Below are 15,154 nucleotides of genomic sequence, written 5' to 3' on the forward strand. Positions count from 1 at the left end.
CCGCGTACCAACGGGAGGACCGATGCCGACGTTCGCCGTGGGGGACAGGCTGCTGCGGCAGACGGTCCTGGCGGGCGGCGGCTGGACCGCCGGACTCGCGGCGGTCGCGCTGCTCGGCGCGGCCGCCGAACTGTTGCTACCCGCGGCCCTCGGCCGCGCCGTCGACGCCGCCCTCGACGGCGGCTCCGCCTGGTGGGCGGTGTCCGCCTGCGCACTGGTCGTCGTCCTCATCTGCGTCGACACCCTGACGGACCTGGCCAGCGGCTTCGGTGCGGCGCGCGCCACCGCCGCGCTGCGCCGACGGCTCCTGCGTCACCTGTTCGCCGTGGACGTCCGCGCCACCCGCGGGCACCCGGTGGGTGATCTCGTCGGCCGGTTGGTCGGCCAGGCCGCCGACGCGGGACAGGCCGGCAACGCCGTGGTCCTGGCCATCGTGGCGGTGCTTCCGCCGCTGGGCAGCGTCGTCGCGCTCGCCATCATGGAACCGGTCCTCGGTCTCACCCTGCTCGCCGGTCTCGGCCTGCTCGCCGTCCTCATGCGCGCCTTCGTGGCCGACGCCTCGACCGCGACCGCCGGATACCAACGGGTGCTCGGCACCATCGCCGGCCGACTGTTGGAGTCGCTGACCGGTGCCCGGACCATCGCCGCCGCCGGCACCACCCGCCGCGAGGAGGACCGGGTGCTGGCGGACCTACCGGAGCTGGACCGGCACGGCCGGCGTACCTGGGGACTGCTGGCCCGGGCGAGTGCGCGCACCTCGGCCGTGGCGCCGCTGCTGAACCTGAGCGTCATCGCGGTCGGCGGGTACGCCCTGACCGCAGGCTGGCTCACACCGGGTGAACTGGTCGCCGCGGTCCGGTACGCGGCAATGGGCGCCGGGCTCGGTGCGGTCCTCGCCACCCTGAACCACCTGGTCCGCAGCCGCGCGGGAGCACACCGGGTCGCCGAGCTGCTGACGCAGCCCGCCACGCCGGCAGGCGATCGGCCCCTTCCACCCGGCGGCGGCGCCCTGCGACTGCGCGGGGTGTGCGTGCACGCCGACGACGGCCGGCCCATCCTGGACGGTGTCGACCTGGACGTGCCGGCCGGCGCGACCGTGGCCGTCGTCGGAGCGTCCGGTGCCGGCAAGTCGACACTGGCGGCCGTGGCGGGACGGCTGTACGACCCCGACCGCGGTGAGGTGCGACTGGACGGGGTGCCGCTGCGGGACCTCGACGCGGTGGCACTGCGCCGGGCCGTCGGCTACGCCTTCGACCGGCCGGTGCTGATCGGCGCGACCGTCCACGACGCGATCGGCTTGGCGCTGCCGATCGACACGGCGGCACCGCCGGCCGATCGGAGCCCGGCCACCCCGGCGGTTCTGCGGGCGGCCCGGATGGCGGCGGTCGCCGACGTGATCGACCGGCTGCCCGGCGGTTACCGCACCCCGCTGGTGGACACACCGCTCTCCGGGGGCGAGACCCAACGCCTCGGCCTGGCCCGCGCGTTCGCCGCCGAACGGCTGCTCATCCTGGACGACGCGACGTCCAGCCTCGACACCGCGACCGAACACCGGATCACCGAGGCGGTTCTCGGGCGCGCCGGGGGGCGTACCCGACTGGTGGTCACCCATCGGACCGCGGCGGCCTCGGCGGCCGACCTCGTCGCCTGGCTGGACGGCGGCCGGCTGCGCGGCCTGGCACCGCACCGGCAACTGTGGGCCGACCCGGACTACCGTGCCGTCTTCCAGCCGGCCGGCGGTGGGTCGTGAGCCGTCCCGGCGTACGCCGGGTGACCTGGCGGGCGCTGCGGGCCCGTCGGCGGGAACTCGCCGGGCTCGGCGGCTGGTCGCTCGTCGAGTCGCTGCCCGCGCTGCTCGCCGGCTACCTGGTCGCTCGCGCCGTCGACGAGGGATTTCTGGCCGGACGTCTGCTCAACGGCCTGGCCTGGTTGGGGGTCCTCGCCGTGGCCGTACTGGTCGGCGCGGCGGCCACCGGTCGGACGTACCGAAGCCTCGGCGCCGTGGTCGAGCCGTTCCGCGACGAGGTGGCCGCTCAGGTGATTCGGGGCGCGCTACGCGACGCCACCACTGCGGGTGGCCGCCCGGACAGCGCAGCCGTGACCCGGCTGACCCACCAGATGGAGATCGTCCGCGACACCTTCGCCGGTCTGCTGATGGTGACCCGCGGTTTCCTCTTCTCCGCTGGCGCGGCAGTGCTCGGCCTGCTCGCCCTGGCGCCGGTGGTGGCGGTGCTGGCGGTCGCGCCGCTGGTCGCCGGTCTGGTCGTGTTTGTCGCCGCGCTGCCGGCGATGGTCACGCACCAGCGCGCCTACGTCCGGGCCGGTGAACAGCTCGGCCAGTCGGCGGCGACCGCGCTGGCCGGTCACCGCGACGTGCTGGCCTGCGGCGCACAGACGCGCGTGACGGCGGAGGTGGCACGCTGGGTGTCGGCGCAGGCCACCGCCGAACGCATGCTCGCCCGGATGGCGGCGATCCGCAGCCTCAGCCTCGGCATCGGCGGCTGGCTGCCACTGCTGGTGCTGATGGTGACCGCCCCGTGGCTGGTCGAGCGTGGTCTCACCGCCGGCGCGGTGCTGGGCGCGCTGATCTACGTCTCCACCGGGCTGCAACCCGCCCTGCACACCCTGGTTCAGGGCCTCGGCGGCGGCGGACTCCGCTACGCGGTCACCCTGGAGAACATCCTTCGCACCTATCCGGTCTCCGACGACCGGCGCCCGTCAGCCCTCGCCGTCCGGATGCCCCGCCGCCGACCACCCGCCGGTCCTGCCGATCGCCCACCAGCCATCGAGGTCCGGGGACTGACCTTCGGCTACGGCCCGCGCGCCCGGCCCGTCCTGCAGAACTTCTCGCTGACACTGGCCGACCGGGACCATCTCGCCGTGGTGGGCCCGAGCGGTGCGGGCAAGTCCACACTGGCCGCCCTGATGGCCGGTCTGGTGCCGCCGCAGGCAGGCACGGTCCACCTGGCCGGCACGAGGGTCGCCGAGGTGGAGCCGGCCGTTCTCGCCCGGATGCGAGTGCTGGTACCCCAGGAGGCGTACGTCTTCACCGGCAGTCTCGCCGACAACCTCCGCTACCTCCGACCGGATGCCGACGATGACACGCTGGAGGTCGCCCTCGACGCGCTCGGCGCGCGTCCTCTGGCGACCCGCCTGGGCGGCCTGGGCGCGCCGGTCGCGCCGGCCCTGCTCTCCGCCGGCGAGCGGCAGCTCATCGCGGCGGTCCGGGCCTGGCTGGCACCCGCCCCGCTGGTGGTTCTCGACGAGGCGACCTGCCACCTGGACCCGGTGCTTGAAGCGACGGTCGAGGCCGCCTTCGCCCGGCGGCCCGGCACCCTCGTGGTGGTCGCGCACCGGATCAGTTCCGCGCTGCGCGCCGGACGGGTGCTGGTCCTCGACGGCGACGAGCCCGTGATGGGGACGCACGAACAGTTGTTGGCCCGCTCGGCCACCTACCGGGTGCTCGTCGGTTGCTGGGACGACTCGGTGGTGTCGTCCCCGGCGGCGTCGGCACCCCAGGCCTGAACCCGCGCAGCCGCGCCGACGGCGCCCTTCAGATCCAGCCCGCCTCGCCGGCCATCCGCACGGCCTCCACCCGGGTACGCGCGCCCACCTTGCGGGCGATCCGCCCGAGATGGTTGCGGACGGTGCCACGGGTGAGCCCGAGCGACACCGCCACCTCCGCGACCGGTGCACCCGCTGCCGTCAGCCTCAACACCTCCGTCTCGCGGCTCGTCAGTGGGCCGTCCGAGTGCAGCGCCGCGACGACGAGATCCGCGTCGAGCACGGGCTCCCGTCGGGCGAGCCGGCGGATCCCGTCGATGACCCGCTGGGGGGCGGCGTCACTGCGCAGGATGCCGACCGCCCTGGTCGGGCAGAGCATGCCTCGCAGCCGCCGGGCCCGATGCGGGTGGGCCAGCACCAGGACGGGGCACCGGCCGAGGCGGTCGGGATCGACTTGCTCGACGAGATCGAGGTCGGCCACCACCACGTCGGGGCGTTGAGCGTGGACGGCCGCGGAGACCGCGTCGCTGCGATCCACCTCCGCCACGACACGGATGTCCTCCTCGGCGGTGAGGACGAACGACAGCGCGCCCAGAACCAGGGCACCGTCCAAGGCGAGCAGGGTACGGATCACGATGAACCTTCCCGCACTGCGATGGTGATCACACAACGTCAACATTCAAACACGCCTCCGGTGGGGCTGCACGGTGACGGGAGCGGGTCCGGGAAACGTCACCGGACCCGCCCCGACGGTCACAGCCAGCCGTTACGCCGCGCGCGCGACACCGCCTCCAACCGGTTGCGGGCCCCGGTCTTGCGCAGAATCACCGACAGGTGATTGCGCACCGTCCCGTGTGCCAGGTAAAGGCGGACGGCGATCTCCTTCAGGGGCAGACCCTCGGCTGCCATCCGCAGCACGTCCATCTCCCGAGGCGTCAACGGCATCTCCGGGGGACTCAGCACCGCGATCGCCGCGGCCGGGTCGATCGCTCTCTCCCCGGCCGCGAGCGCGCGGATCGCGCGCACCAACTCGGCCAGCGAACTGTCCTTCCCGACCAGGCCGCGCGCGCCGGCTGCCAGCGCCGCCTCCACCAACGACGGACTCCACCGCGGGCTCATCGCCAGCACAGCGGCGTGCGGCGCCTCGACGTCGATCCGGGCGACCACCTCCACCGGGTCGGGCAGCTCCGGTGTCAGTGCCAGCACCACCACCTGTGGTCGGCACCGCCGGACCACCGTCATCAGTTCACCGACACCCTCGACGTCGGCGACCACCTCCATGTCCTCCTCGCGTGACAGCGCGGCGCAGAGCGCCCCGCGGAGCAAACCCATGTCCTCGGCGACAACAACGTGGATCACCACGTTTTCTCCGATCTCCGGTACGCGCCACGACGGCCACCGATCCCGGAACGTCCACGGGTTGGTCAGGGCGTCGTGCGCTACAGACGGGTGGGCATCGGCCCGCGGCATCGTCGCGGCGGACGGGCGCGGGCACTGATCGACCGACCAGCGGGTGGGACATGCCGGCCGCTCGGGCCAGCCACCGGGTCGGTCGACCCGCCTCAGCCCGGGCGGGCGATCGCAGATGGAGTTTGACTCTCGACCAGAAGCGGCACGAGATCGCAACGTTGCCCGGCACCGAGGTGCGACTGCCGGTCGAGCGGCCGGACCAGGCCCGGTGCCGACGTCGATCCCTTCTCGACGACGGCGGCTTCCTGGTCGGCGGGTGCGACGGGCTCGCCAGAAAGCAAACCCGGCGCGGCCAACGGTGCCGGGCGTGCGGCGAGGCGCCCCGTCGGGGCCGTGGCCCGCGCGGGGCCGACGAAGGACATCGGCGGTGGCGCGGCCGGGGCCGGCGGCGCTGCGACGCGTACGAGGGTCAGCGCCGGACCTGCCGGTGGCGTCGGAACTGTCGGTACGGGAGCCGGTTCGGTCACCGGCACGGCGGCCAGCCCGAGCGCTGGGGGAGCCGGCAGTGGAGGTGCCGCCGCCGGAACGACCACGGGGCAGGGAGGGGGTGGTAGAACGGCATCGGCAACCCGGAGGAGCCCCATGACGACGGGCCTGATCGGCACCGTGCCCACGATGTCGACGACGTACGGCAGCGGGGCGGTGATCAGGCCGACCACGGTTGACTCGGCCGGCGTACCCACCGCCGACAGGTCGGGGTCGGCGGTGGCGGTGGCCGGCTGTCGCGGTGGGTCGGCGGCCGGCCACGACAGGTCCGTCCGGTGAGCCGAACGATGAGCCGCGCGGGCCACGGGAGCCGGTCGGAGCCTTTCGCGCTCCGCCGCGTCGGGTGGGACGGATGCGCCGAGCCTCGACGCACCCGCCGACGGCCGAGGCTTTGTCGCGGGTGGAGCCTCGCGGGGGGCGGCCAGCCCACCGGTGGGCACTCCCAGCGGGGCGCGGGGCTTGTCGTCGCGGCGGTTGTCGGACGCCGCAGCTCGTTGACGGTCCTGGTTGGGGCGCTCGGCGATCGTGAGCCGCGCGACCGATTCGACCAGACCACCGATCTTCCGCTGAGGCTCGTCACCGGACCCGCTGCGCATCCCGTCGGCGGCGGCTGGCCCCTGCAACAGGGCGGCCATGACGAAACCGGCCCCGACGGCGGCCGCGAGCAGCACCAGCCGCCGGGCGAGCCTGCGCAGCCGGCCGGCCGCAGGCGGCGCGGACCGGTCCGGCGCAGACGCCGGCGCGGTCTCGGTGACGGGACTTGGCACGCGGCACGACCCCTTCCCTCTGGATTGCTGACCCATCGTAGCGGTGCGCTCACGCAGTCGCATCCGTTGATGCCTGCCGCCTCGTTCCTGGTGCTTGACTGCTGTCACGCGGGTGTCGACGCCGACGCCGACCGACGCAACGTCGAGGTTCTGCAGTCGGTCTCGCGTCCCTGCCTCAACCCACTTGAGGACCAGACGAGCTCGATCAGGCAATTGCTCGACCGGATGTTCCGTGCAGACAGGTGACGTCATTCGCTAGCGGACAGAACCTCTGCGGCCCTATTGTGCTAGTTAACTAGTAGAATGGGGTGGCGAGGTGATCGAGTTCCACCTGGACGCACGATCCGGGGTCGCGCCGTACATGCAGCTCATCCGACAGGTACGGCACGCGCTCCGGCTCGGAGTCCTGAACGAAGGCGACAAGCTGCCAACCGTCAAGGAGGTGGTGGCCCGGGTAGCCATCAACCCGAACACGGTGTCCAAGGCGTACCGCGAGTTGGAGTACGAGGGCCTGGTCACGGCCCGGCCCGGGCTGGGCACGTTCGTCACCCGCACGCTGGTCGGCGACTCGCTGAGCAAGCACGAGCCGCTGCGGCAGGGCCTGGCCCGCTGGCTGACCGAGGCACGGGAGGCGGGCCTGGACGACGAGAGCATCGAGGCGCTCTTCCTCAGCAGCTTTCGGGCATTTTCGGAGGCCCGAGGATGACTAGCGCCCTGATCGCGGACGGTCTGACCAAGCGCTACGGACGGCGCCCCGCACTGAAGGACTGCACTCTGGACATTCCAGCCGGCCACGTCGTCGGCCTGGTCGGGCCGAACGGCGCCGGTAAGTCCACGCTGCTGCAACTGGCCTGTGGGCTGCTCGATCCGACCGCGGGGCGGATCGAGGTGCTCGGCGCGCGGCCGGTCAGCGGGTCGCCGCGGGTCGGGTTCGTCGCACAGGACACCCCGGTCTATGCCAACCTGAGCGTCGCCGACCACCTGCGGATGGGCGCGCACCTCAACCCGTCCTGGGACGCTGCGCTCGCCAAGCGGCGGATCGCCCAGGTCGGCCTGGACCCGGCACAGAAGGCGGGCAAGCTCTCCGGAGGCCAGCGCGCCCAACTGGCCCTGACCGTCGCCGCGGCGAAGCGCCCCAGTCTGCTGCTGCTCGACGAGCCGGTGGCGGCACTGGACCCGCTCGCCCGGCGCAACTTCCTGCAGGGTCTGATGGAGCTGACCGCCGAGCAGGGCATGAGCATCGTGATGTCCTCGCACCTGGTCGCCGACCTGGAACGGGTCTGCGACTACCTGATTGTGCTGGTCGCCTCTCGGGTGCGGGTGGCCGGTGACGTGGACGACCTGCTCGCCACCCACCACCGCCTGGTCGGGCGGCGGCGCGACACCGCCGACCTGGGCGCCGGGCGAGCCCTGGTCGAGCAGAGTCACACCGAGGTGCAGTCGACCCTGGTGGTGCGCAGCACCGCGCCGATCGTCGACCCGACGTGGCAGGTCGACCGGCTGGACCTGGAGGACATCGTGCTGGCGTACATGAGCGGTGCCGCCGGCGACGGGCCGGATCGGGTTCTGGAGGGACAGCGATGATCTGGATGACCTGGCGGCAGTTCCGGACCCCGGCCCTGGCTACCGGCACCCTGTTGCTGGTGCTCCTGGGCGGTCTCGCGCTGACCTGGGCAGAGGTGACGGAGTTGGCCGCGCAGACCGGATACACCGGCTGCCAGGGCGACACCTGTCGTGCCGCCGGCGAGGCGTTCCTCCAGGCCCTGCAACCGGGTTGGGCCAGTGAGTTCCATATCGCCGCCATCGGGGCCCTGTACCTGCTGCCCGCCCTCGTGGGCATCTTCTGGGGCGCGCCCCTGGTGGCCCGGGAGTTGGAGTCCGGCACGTACCGCATGGTCTTCAGCCAATCTGTCAGCCGCGGCCGCTGGCTGCTGGTCAAGCTGGCGGTCGGTGGCGCTGCCGCCGCGCTCGGTGCCGGCCTGCTCAGCCTGGTGCTGACCGAGTGGGCGCAGCCCATCGACGGGGCCTCGGCGGACCGGATGAACCCGCTGGTGTTCGCGGCCCGGGGAATTGTGCCGGTTGGCTACGCGACGCTGGCCTTCGTGGTGGGTGTCGCCACCGGGCTGCTGCTGCGGCGGACCCTCGCCGCGATGGCGGTGACCCTGCTGGTGGTGGTCAGCCTCCAGATCGCCGCGCCGTTCGTGGTGCGCCCCTGGCTGGCTCAGCCCGTCACCACGGTCAGCCCTCTGCAGTTCGACGGTGATTACGGGATCTCGATGAGCTCCGACACCGGGCGGATGACGGTCCATGCCCAGCCCGACCGCAGGGGTGACTGGATCGTGTCGAGCACCACGATCACCTCGACCGGAGCGGAGTTCACTGGTCCGGCCGACATGACCCAGTGCGGGCCGAGGGCGCTCGGTGGGCGCGAGGCGTGCCAGAGTTGGCTAAGGAAGCAGAACCTCAGCCTGAAGGTGAGCTACGTGCCCAGCTCGAAGTTCTGGGACCTGCAATGGCGGGAGTTCGGCGTGCTGATCGCGGTGACCGTCGTGCTGTCCCTGTTCTCCCTCTGGTGGGTCCGCCGCCGACTGGTCTGACGGCACAGCCGATGGGGGCAGGCGGAGCGCCTGCCCCACCCGGTCTGTCGGCCGATGGCTATCGGCCGCGACGCCTCAGTGCGGGACGAGAGTGTCAGAAGCTGCTGACCAGCTTCACGAACGCCTCGTCGATCTTGGCGGGATCGGTGGCGTCGAAGGCCTTGCCCGACGATGCCTTCGCGATCCGGTCCAGGGTGGCGAAGTCCGACTCCCGGTCGAAGGCGATGCAGAACACCTTCACCGGACGCCGCGGGTCCAGGGCGACCTCGGAGAGCAACCGGGCCAGGTCGTTGTCCCGGCTGTACTCGTTCTTGCCGTCGGACAACACGACGATCGCGTTGATCCGCTGCGGGTCGTACCGGTCGAGCAGTTCTCGGTGTGCGGCCCGGACCGTCGCGTAGAGCGCGGTGCCGCCCGCGACCTGCAGGCCGGCGATCTTGCTGTTGATCCGCTTCTGGTCGAACCCGCCGAGAGGGACCTCCTCCCGGTAGGGGCTCTTTGGCCGCTGCTCGGTCTCCGAGGAGAACGACCAGAGCCCCACCCGGTCTTCGGTGTTCAGCAGGGCGAGGCCCTTGCCCGCCGCCGCCGAGGCGACCTGGAAACGGGTACGGGTGCCGACCTTCGCGAGCATGGACCCCGAGGTGTCCAGGGCGATCAGGATGTTGGCCTTCTTGCGGAGCGTGCGCCAGCCGTCCAGCATCGCTCCGACCACCTCCGGGTCCGGCGGCTCGAAGTAGTTCAGCCCGCCGGTGGGCTCGGCGCCGACGCTGGCGAGCAGCTCCGCCGAGGCGCGGCGCTCATGGTCCCGGAAGCCGAGGCGGCGTCGTCCTCGCCGAGATAGACGACCCCCTGCCCACCCGCGCCCAACCGCCCGACCAGGCGATATGGGCCGGCGGTGACCGGGTCGTGCGTCCACAGTTTCGCCAACCCTGGCACCGGCGGGCCGGCCAGCTCTGACATCCCGACTCCATCAGTGTCGTGCCCGGCCACCGGCGGCGCAGGGCACGGCCATCGTGCCATGTCGGCCGCCGACGACCGAGGACGTTCGACCATGGATCGAGGTCGAAGAACGCCCGCCCGCCGGGGACGTTGCCGACCTACTTCCTTGTGCGGCCGGCGACCCGGCGGAGGGCCAGATAGGCGACCCCCGCGGCCAGCACCCAGGGTGCGGCGACGAGGACCGGATCGAGCGGGTGGTGTACGCGGTCGACCCGCTTGCCGTCCAGCCGTGACGAAAGCCCGCGGTGGGTGAATTCGCTCAGGACGCCGGTCTCGGTGATCGGGTTGTCGGGATGGCGGGTCAGGAACGAAGCGAAGGTGCCCTCGATCACGTCCACCCGGTCGGCGGCGAGCAGGAGCAGCCAGTGGGCGGCACGTCCCTCGCTGTACCTGCGGTAGGAGTACCGGCGGATCATCCCGGACAGCCCCCTGGGCGGGCACGAGGTGCCGAAGACCGGGGTGAGGAACTTGTGCTCGATCGACCTCTCCCTCGGCCACTTCTCAGGCTGCCGCTCGGGGAACTCCCAGTGCGCACCGTTGAGGGTCGGGTCGAACCGCTCCTGCGGCACCGAGGGTCGGTCCTTCGGGTCGAGGTCGACACCCCAGCCGGGGATCCGGGCGCGCAGCTCGTCGCTGGACTCAGCCAGTTTCGGCTTGTCTGCTGTGTAGGCCATGTCGGGCTCCCGATCGGGTCAGGCGGGGTTCGGAACGATCAGCGGCTTGATGCAGCCGTCGAGCTTTGCGGAGAAGATGTGGTACGCCTCGGCGATGTGTTCCAGCGGAATCCGGTGGGTCACGATGTCGCTGGGCTTGAGGTAGCCGTTGCGGATGTGCTCGAACAGGCGTGGCCACTGCCGCTTGACCGGGCACTGGTTCATCCGCAGGGTCAGGCCCTTGTTCAGCGCGTCGCCGAACTTGACCGCGCTGAACATCGGCCCGTACGCGCCCATCACCGAGACGTTGCCGCCCTTGCGTACCGAGTCGATCGCCCAGTTGAGGGCGACCGGGGAGCCGCCCTGCAGCTTCAGCTTCGTGGCAGTGACGTGCTGGAGGAGGTTGCCGTCCGCCTCGGCTCCGACGGCGTCGATGGCCACGTCGGCGCCCAGGTGGTCGGTGATCTTCTTCAGGTGTACGACGATGTCGTCGTACTCGCCGAAGTTGTAGGTCTCGGCGTGGGCGAAGGACGCCGCCTTCTCCAGCCGGTAGTCGAGGTGGTCGATGACGATGACCCGGCCGGCGCCCATCAGCCAGGCCGACTTCGCGGCGTACAGACCGACGGGTCCGGCACCGAAGACCACGACCACGTCACCCTCGACGATGTCACCGAGCTGCGCGCCGAAGTAACCGGTGGCGAGCGCGTCGGTGAGCAGGACGGCGTCGTCGTCGTCCATCCACTCGGGGATCTGACTCGGGCCGATGTCGGCGAAGGGCACCCGGACGTACTCGGCCTGACCGCCGTCGTAGCCGCCGCAGGTGTGTGAGTAGCCGTAGATGCCGCCGACGGCTGTGGCGTTGGGGTTGACGTTGTGACAGTTGCTGAACAGCCCCCGGGCGCAGAAGAAGCACGACCCGCAGTAGACGTTGAAGGGAACCATGACCCGGTCACCCGGCTGGACGTTGCGCACCGACGGGCCCACCTCGTCGACCACGCCGACGAACTCGTGACCGAAGGTCATCCCGACTCGGGTGTCGGGCATCATTCCGTGATAGAGGTGCAGGTCAGACCCGCAGATCGCCGCACGCGTCACCTTGATGATCGCGTCGTTGGGATGCTCGATGGCGGGACGGTCCTTCTCCTCCACCCGCAGGCGGTACGGACCGCGGTAGACCATTGCTCGCATTGACTGCCTCCCGGAGCAGAGGGCTGGCGGATGTGTCGCCCCGGGCCCGTCCGAAGCGCTGCGGAATTGGTACCCCTGTCTCTTGCCGACAAACCGGAGCTGGGTTGAGCGGCGACTCAGCCTGCCGGGATGGGCGACACCCACCGCAGCTTGCATGCCATTGATGCAGGTGCGCGGGCGGCTGGCGACCCGCTCCGGTGGGGTTTCGGCGAGACCGGCCCGAGCATCCGCGAGGGCGCCGCGTACTTCCCGTCGGGATCCCGGCGGTGAATACGGTGGCTTCGCCATCGAGCATCATCCGAGCAGCCGGCTGAGCCCAGTGGTCCGCAGGAGTCGCCGGACCGTGTCGTTCGCGCCCAGCACGGCCAGCCGACCCGATGCGCGCTTTCACGAGCACGTTGGCTCCGGCCGCGCTGTTGAACGTCACTCCTGCCCGCGGAGATTGGGACCCGCCCGTACGACCGTGTCGGTCGAGGTGCTGCCCCAGCCGGCTTCATCCGATGGTGGTTGGCGGCGGATGACCAGCAGGGCGATGTCGTCGTTAGGGTGCTCCTCCGCGGTGGTGACCATGACGTGGTCGCACAACGCCTCGGCTGGCCCTGACTGCACCGCGTCGGCGAGGCGCTCGATGCCGGTGTCGATCAGCTCGTTGCGACGTTCGACCAGTCCGTCGGTGTAGAAGACGAGCGCCGCGCCCGGCGGTAGGTCCAGGACGGTGGTGCGCCGACTGGTTACAGGTCGGCCCACACCGAGGGGTCGGTCCACCGGCAGGTTGACAGGCTGGGTGGGGTGGCCGGGTACAGCCAGCAGCGGTGGCAGGTGGCCTGCGGAGGAGAGGTGCACCGTCGTGCGGTCGGGCGCGATCAGGGCGTAGACGGCGGTGGTGAGAGTGCCCGCTTCGAAGTGGTGGATCTTGCGGTCGAGGGAGGTCAGCGCCGAGGCGGGATCGTCGGAATCGAGCGCGTAGGCGCGTAGCGCGCTGCGGATTCGTCCCATGACGACGGCGGAGGGCAGACCGTGGCCGGAGACATCACCGATGACGGCGCCCAGCCAGCCCGAGGGCAACGTGAAGACGTCGTACCAGTCGCCGCCGATGCCCAGGTCGTGGCCGGGCACATACCGGGCGGCCAGGTCCAGGCCGGGGAGGTCGGGTAACCGGCCGGGTAGCAGGCTGTGTTGCAGGGCCAGCGCCGCCTGTCGGTCGAGGACCTGCGCGCGAGCCTGACCTGCGAGGCTGGCACGGTCGGCAACGAGCTGCAACAGCTTCACGTCTTCAGGGCCGAACCGCCGCAGGGCCAGGGAGCCCACGTGTAGTACGCCGACGAGGTTGCCGTTGGCGAGCATGGGCACACCGAGCAGGGCACGTATGCCCGTGGCGAGCAGGATGGGATTGACCACGTCGTCGGGCGTGACGCCATGGATCGTGACCGGCGCGCGTGTCGCCGCCACTCGTCCGGCGAAGCCGCGTCCGACCCGGATGCGGAACCCGCGGCGCACTTCCTCCTCCAGGCCCTTGGCCGCTGTCGCGACGAGCTCGCCGGTGTGGTCGTCCAGCAGGAGGATGGTGGCGGTGTCGACCTTGAGCAGGTCCCGGACCCGTTCAAGCAGCTCGTCGAGCAACTCGGCGACGTTCAGCCCCGACAGGGCAGCATCGGTGATCGCCTCCACACGTCGCAGTCGCTCCTCGTTCGTCACCACCTCGGCATCAGCCACTCAGGCAGCCTAGACGCCGGCACACCGCCGACGGCACGTCAGGAGCGAGATCAACAGTGTCGTGCCCCCGACGTGGGGTACCTTCCCATGTCACATTGATGCAACGGTCGACTGGTGAACCCGTTCCGGGAAGCTGCCCACCCCCAGCCACCGGCAAGTCACCGGCGTCACGTCCGACAGGGAGGGGAACAAATGGTGAACCCGCCGCACGACCACCATGCCCTCACCGCCAGGAAAGCCCTGCTCTCGACGGCATTCACCCTCGCCGACCTCAACCGCGTCCGGCACGAGGTTGAGGCCGTCAGTCGCCGGTGCGGCCTCGACCACGACGAGATCGAGAACTGGGTCATCGCGGTCAACGAACTGATGATCAACGTGGTTCGGCACGGGGGCGGCAGAGGTGACCTACGCCTGCTCCTGGACCGCCGGCTCACCTGTGAAGTCAGCGACCAGGGGTGTGGCTTCAACATCGCTCGCTACGTCCCGCCCACCAAGCGACCGCCCCTGTCCGACACGGGAGGAATGGGCCTGTGGGTGGTCGGGCAGATGGCCGACTACCTCCTCGTCGACAGCGGACCCGCAGGCACCACCATCCGCATCGCGGCGCGCGCCCGCGGCACTCGGATAGCCGTCACCCGCGCGACCGCTGTCGACCGAGAAGATCGGCCAGCCGACCGTGAAGATCCGCGTAGGGATGTGTGCCCCAGCGGGGACGACCGTACGGACAGCTGATCGACCTGCGGGCCGCGGCGCGCGACCGGCGGAGACCTCGTCGGGGAACTGCTCGTAACGGTCTCGTCGGCGCTGGCGCGGCACGGCGACCTGCCGTACGTCGAGTTCAGCAGTCGAAATAGAGGGCGAACTCGTGCGGGGTCGGGCGTAGCGCCATGGGCTCGACCTCGTTGGCGCGCTTCCAGTCGACCCAGGTGGAGATCAGATCCCTGGAGAAGACGCCACCCGCGAGCAGGTAGTCGTGGTCGTGAGCCAGGGAGTCCAACGCCTGCGCCAAGGAGCCGGGGACCTGCTTGACGTCGCCCCATTCCTCCGGCGGGAGGTCGTAGAGGTCCTTGTCGATCGGCGTCGGTGGTTCGATCTTGCTCTTGATGCCGTCGAGGCCGGCCATCATCATGGCGGAGAAGGCCAGGTAGACGTTGGCTGACGGGTCGGGGACGCGGAACTCGACGCGCTTGGCCTTGGGGTTCGCGCCGGTGACCGGGATGCGGGTGCAGGCGGAGCGGTTGCGCTGGGAGTAGACCAGGTTGACCGGTGCTTCGAAGCCGGGCACGAGGCGGCGGTAGGAGTTGATCGTGGGGTTGGTGAAGGCCAGCAGTGATGGGGCGTGGTGCAGTAGGCCGCCGATGTACCAGCGGGCCATGTCGGACAGGCCGGCGTAGCCGGTCTCGTCGTAGAACAGCGGTTCGCCGTTGAGCCAGAGGCTCTGGTGGGTGTGCATGCCGGAGCCGTTGTCGCCGAACAGGGGCTTGGGCATGAACGTGGCGGTCTTGCCGTTGGCCCAGGCCTCGTTCTTCACGATGTACTTGAACAGCTGGAGTTGGTCGCCGGCGTGCAGCAGGGTGGAGAACCGGTAGTTGATCTCGGACTGGCCGGCGGTGCCGACCTCGTGGTGTGAGCGTTCGACGTTGAAGCCGGTGTCGACCAGGCGGCGCACGATCGAGTCACGCAGGTCGGCGTAGTGGTCGACCGGCGGGACGGGGAAGTAGCCGCCCTTGTAGGCGGTTTTGTAGCCGCGGTTGCCGCCGGGCTCTTCGCGGCCGGT

15 protein-coding genes are annotated in these 15,154 nt (G+C 71.0%); 6 read left to right on the forward strand and 9 right to left on the reverse strand.

Translation table 11 applies throughout. The features are described 5' to 3' along the window. Positions 1-22 precede the first annotated feature (22 nt). Positions 23-1,750: an ABC transporter ATP-binding protein gene (locus tag ACIA47_RS16790; protein WP_396708757.1), complete on the forward strand. Its 1,728-nt coding sequence runs from the start codon at positions 23-25 to the stop codon at positions 1,748-1,750. After that, entirely contained in the window at positions 1,747-3,525 is a 1,779-nt protein-coding gene (locus ACIA47_RS16795; protein ID WP_396708759.1) for an ATP-binding cassette domain-containing protein, read from the forward strand. The genes ACIA47_RS16790 and ACIA47_RS16795 overlap by 4 nt, the downstream gene beginning before the upstream one ends. 28 nt (positions 3,526-3,553) lie before the next feature. On the opposite strand, the gene ACIA47_RS16800 is transcribed toward ACIA47_RS16795, so the two are convergent. The 3 genes from ACIA47_RS16800 to ACIA47_RS16810 form a co-directional block, all read right to left on the reverse strand. Next, the gene (locus ACIA47_RS16800) at positions 3,554-4,138 is read right to left on the reverse strand and encodes a response regulator transcription factor (protein ID WP_203126619.1); all 585 of its coding nucleotides are present in this window, start codon (positions 4,136-4,138) and stop codon (positions 3,554-3,556) included. 119 nt (positions 4,139-4,257) lie between these two features. After that, positions 4,258-4,866 (reverse strand): response regulator transcription factor, encoded by a 609-nt coding sequence (locus ACIA47_RS16805; RefSeq protein ID WP_203126620.1) that lies wholly within the window; start codon positions 4,864-4,866, stop codon positions 4,258-4,260. A gap of 200 nt (positions 4,867-5,066) precedes the next feature. Beyond that, positions 5,067-6,227 (reverse strand): hypothetical protein, encoded by a 1,161-nt coding sequence (locus ACIA47_RS16810; RefSeq protein ID WP_396708761.1) that lies wholly within the window; start codon positions 6,225-6,227, stop codon positions 5,067-5,069. Positions 6,228-6,543: 316 nt separating this feature from the next. Between ACIA47_RS16810 and ACIA47_RS16815 the strand changes: the two genes are divergently transcribed. The 3 genes from ACIA47_RS16815 to ACIA47_RS16825 are packed head-to-tail and all read left to right on the forward strand — an operon-like array spanning position 6,544 to position 8,824. Next, a complete protein-coding gene (locus ACIA47_RS16815; RefSeq protein WP_112583335.1) occupies positions 6,544-6,933 on the forward strand; it encodes a GntR family transcriptional regulator in 390 nt (129 codons plus the stop codon). Next, on the forward strand, positions 6,930-7,811 hold the full coding sequence (locus ACIA47_RS16820) for an ABC transporter ATP-binding protein (RefSeq protein WP_396708763.1): 882 nt from the start codon (positions 6,930-6,932) through the stop codon (positions 7,809-7,811). Before ACIA47_RS16815 ends, ACIA47_RS16820 begins: the two co-directional genes overlap by 4 nt. After that, entirely contained in the window at positions 7,808-8,824 is a 1,017-nt protein-coding gene (locus tag ACIA47_RS16825) for a hypothetical protein (protein WP_396708765.1), read from the forward strand. Before ACIA47_RS16820 ends, ACIA47_RS16825 begins: the two co-directional genes overlap by 4 nt. A 94-nt stretch (positions 8,825-8,918) precedes the next feature. On the opposite strand, the gene ACIA47_RS16830 is transcribed toward ACIA47_RS16825, so the two are convergent. From ACIA47_RS16830 to ACIA47_RS16850, 5 genes are all read right to left on the reverse strand, one after another. Continuing rightward, complete coding sequence (locus ACIA47_RS16830; protein WP_396708767.1) at positions 8,919-9,524, reverse strand: VWA domain-containing protein; 606 nt, start codon at positions 9,522-9,524, stop codon at positions 8,919-8,921. Between the two features lie 38 nt (positions 9,525-9,562). After that, positions 9,563-9,784, reverse strand: a complete 222-nt coding sequence (locus tag ACIA47_RS16835) for a hypothetical protein (RefSeq protein ID WP_396708769.1) — start codon at positions 9,782-9,784, stop codon at positions 9,563-9,565. A 137-nt stretch (positions 9,785-9,921) separates the two neighbouring features. After that, positions 9,922-10,497 (reverse strand): hypothetical protein, encoded by a 576-nt coding sequence (locus tag ACIA47_RS16840; RefSeq protein ID WP_203126630.1) that lies wholly within the window; start codon positions 10,495-10,497, stop codon positions 9,922-9,924. Positions 10,498-10,515: 18 nt separating this feature from the next. After that, positions 10,516-11,664, reverse strand: a complete 1,149-nt coding sequence (locus ACIA47_RS16845) for a zinc-dependent alcohol dehydrogenase (RefSeq protein WP_396708771.1) — start codon at positions 11,662-11,664, stop codon at positions 10,516-10,518. Positions 11,665-12,087: 423 nt separating this feature from the next. After that, positions 12,088-13,377, reverse strand: a complete 1,290-nt coding sequence (locus ACIA47_RS16850; RefSeq protein ID WP_396708773.1) for a PP2C family protein-serine/threonine phosphatase — start codon at positions 13,375-13,377, stop codon at positions 12,088-12,090. Between the two features lie 192 nt (positions 13,378-13,569). On the opposite strand from ACIA47_RS16850, the gene ACIA47_RS16855 reads away from it, so the two are divergent. After that, positions 13,570-14,109, forward strand: a complete 540-nt coding sequence (locus tag ACIA47_RS16855) for an ATP-binding protein (protein ID WP_396708775.1) — start codon at positions 13,570-13,572, stop codon at positions 14,107-14,109. A 106-nt stretch (positions 14,110-14,215) separates the two neighbouring features. On the opposite strand, the gene glnA is transcribed toward ACIA47_RS16855, so the two are convergent. Beyond that, a partial coding sequence (gene glnA, locus ACIA47_RS16860) for a type I glutamate--ammonia ligase (RefSeq protein WP_396708777.1) occupies positions 14,216-15,154 on the reverse strand: 939 nt, incomplete at its 5' end.

The sequence above is a fragment of the Micromonospora sp. NPDC051227 genome (genome assembly GCF_044455385.1).
GTDB lineage: Bacteria > Actinomycetota > Actinomycetes > Mycobacteriales > Micromonosporaceae > Micromonospora.

Bases quoted from the DNA above. Each gene is read 5' to 3' on its own strand.
- ACIA47_RS16790 (WP_396708757.1), top strand. From the start codon at position 23: ATGCCGACGTTCGCCGTGGGGGACAGGCTGCTGCGGCAGACGGTCCTG.
- ACIA47_RS16835 (WP_396708769.1), bottom strand. From the start codon at position 9,784: ATGTCAGAGCTGGCCGGCCCGCCGGTGCCAGGGTTGGCGAAACTGTGG.
- ACIA47_RS16830 (WP_396708767.1), bottom strand. From the start codon at position 9,524: ATGCTGGACGGCTGGCGCACGCTCCGCAAGAAGGCCAACATCCTGATC.
- ACIA47_RS16845 (WP_396708771.1), bottom strand. From the start codon at position 11,664: ATGCGAGCAATGGTCTACCGCGGTCCGTACCGCCTGCGGGTGGAGGAG.
- ACIA47_RS16820 (WP_396708763.1), top strand. From the start codon at position 6,930: ATGACTAGCGCCCTGATCGCGGACGGTCTGACCAAGCGCTACGGACGG.
- ACIA47_RS16840 (WP_203126630.1), bottom strand. From the start codon at position 10,497: ATGGCCTACACAGCAGACAAGCCGAAACTGGCTGAGTCCAGCGACGAG.
- ACIA47_RS16855 (WP_396708775.1), top strand. From the start codon at position 13,570: ATGGTGAACCCGCCGCACGACCACCATGCCCTCACCGCCAGGAAAGCC.
- ACIA47_RS16825 (WP_396708765.1), top strand. From the start codon at position 7,808: ATGATCTGGATGACCTGGCGGCAGTTCCGGACCCCGGCCCTGGCTACC.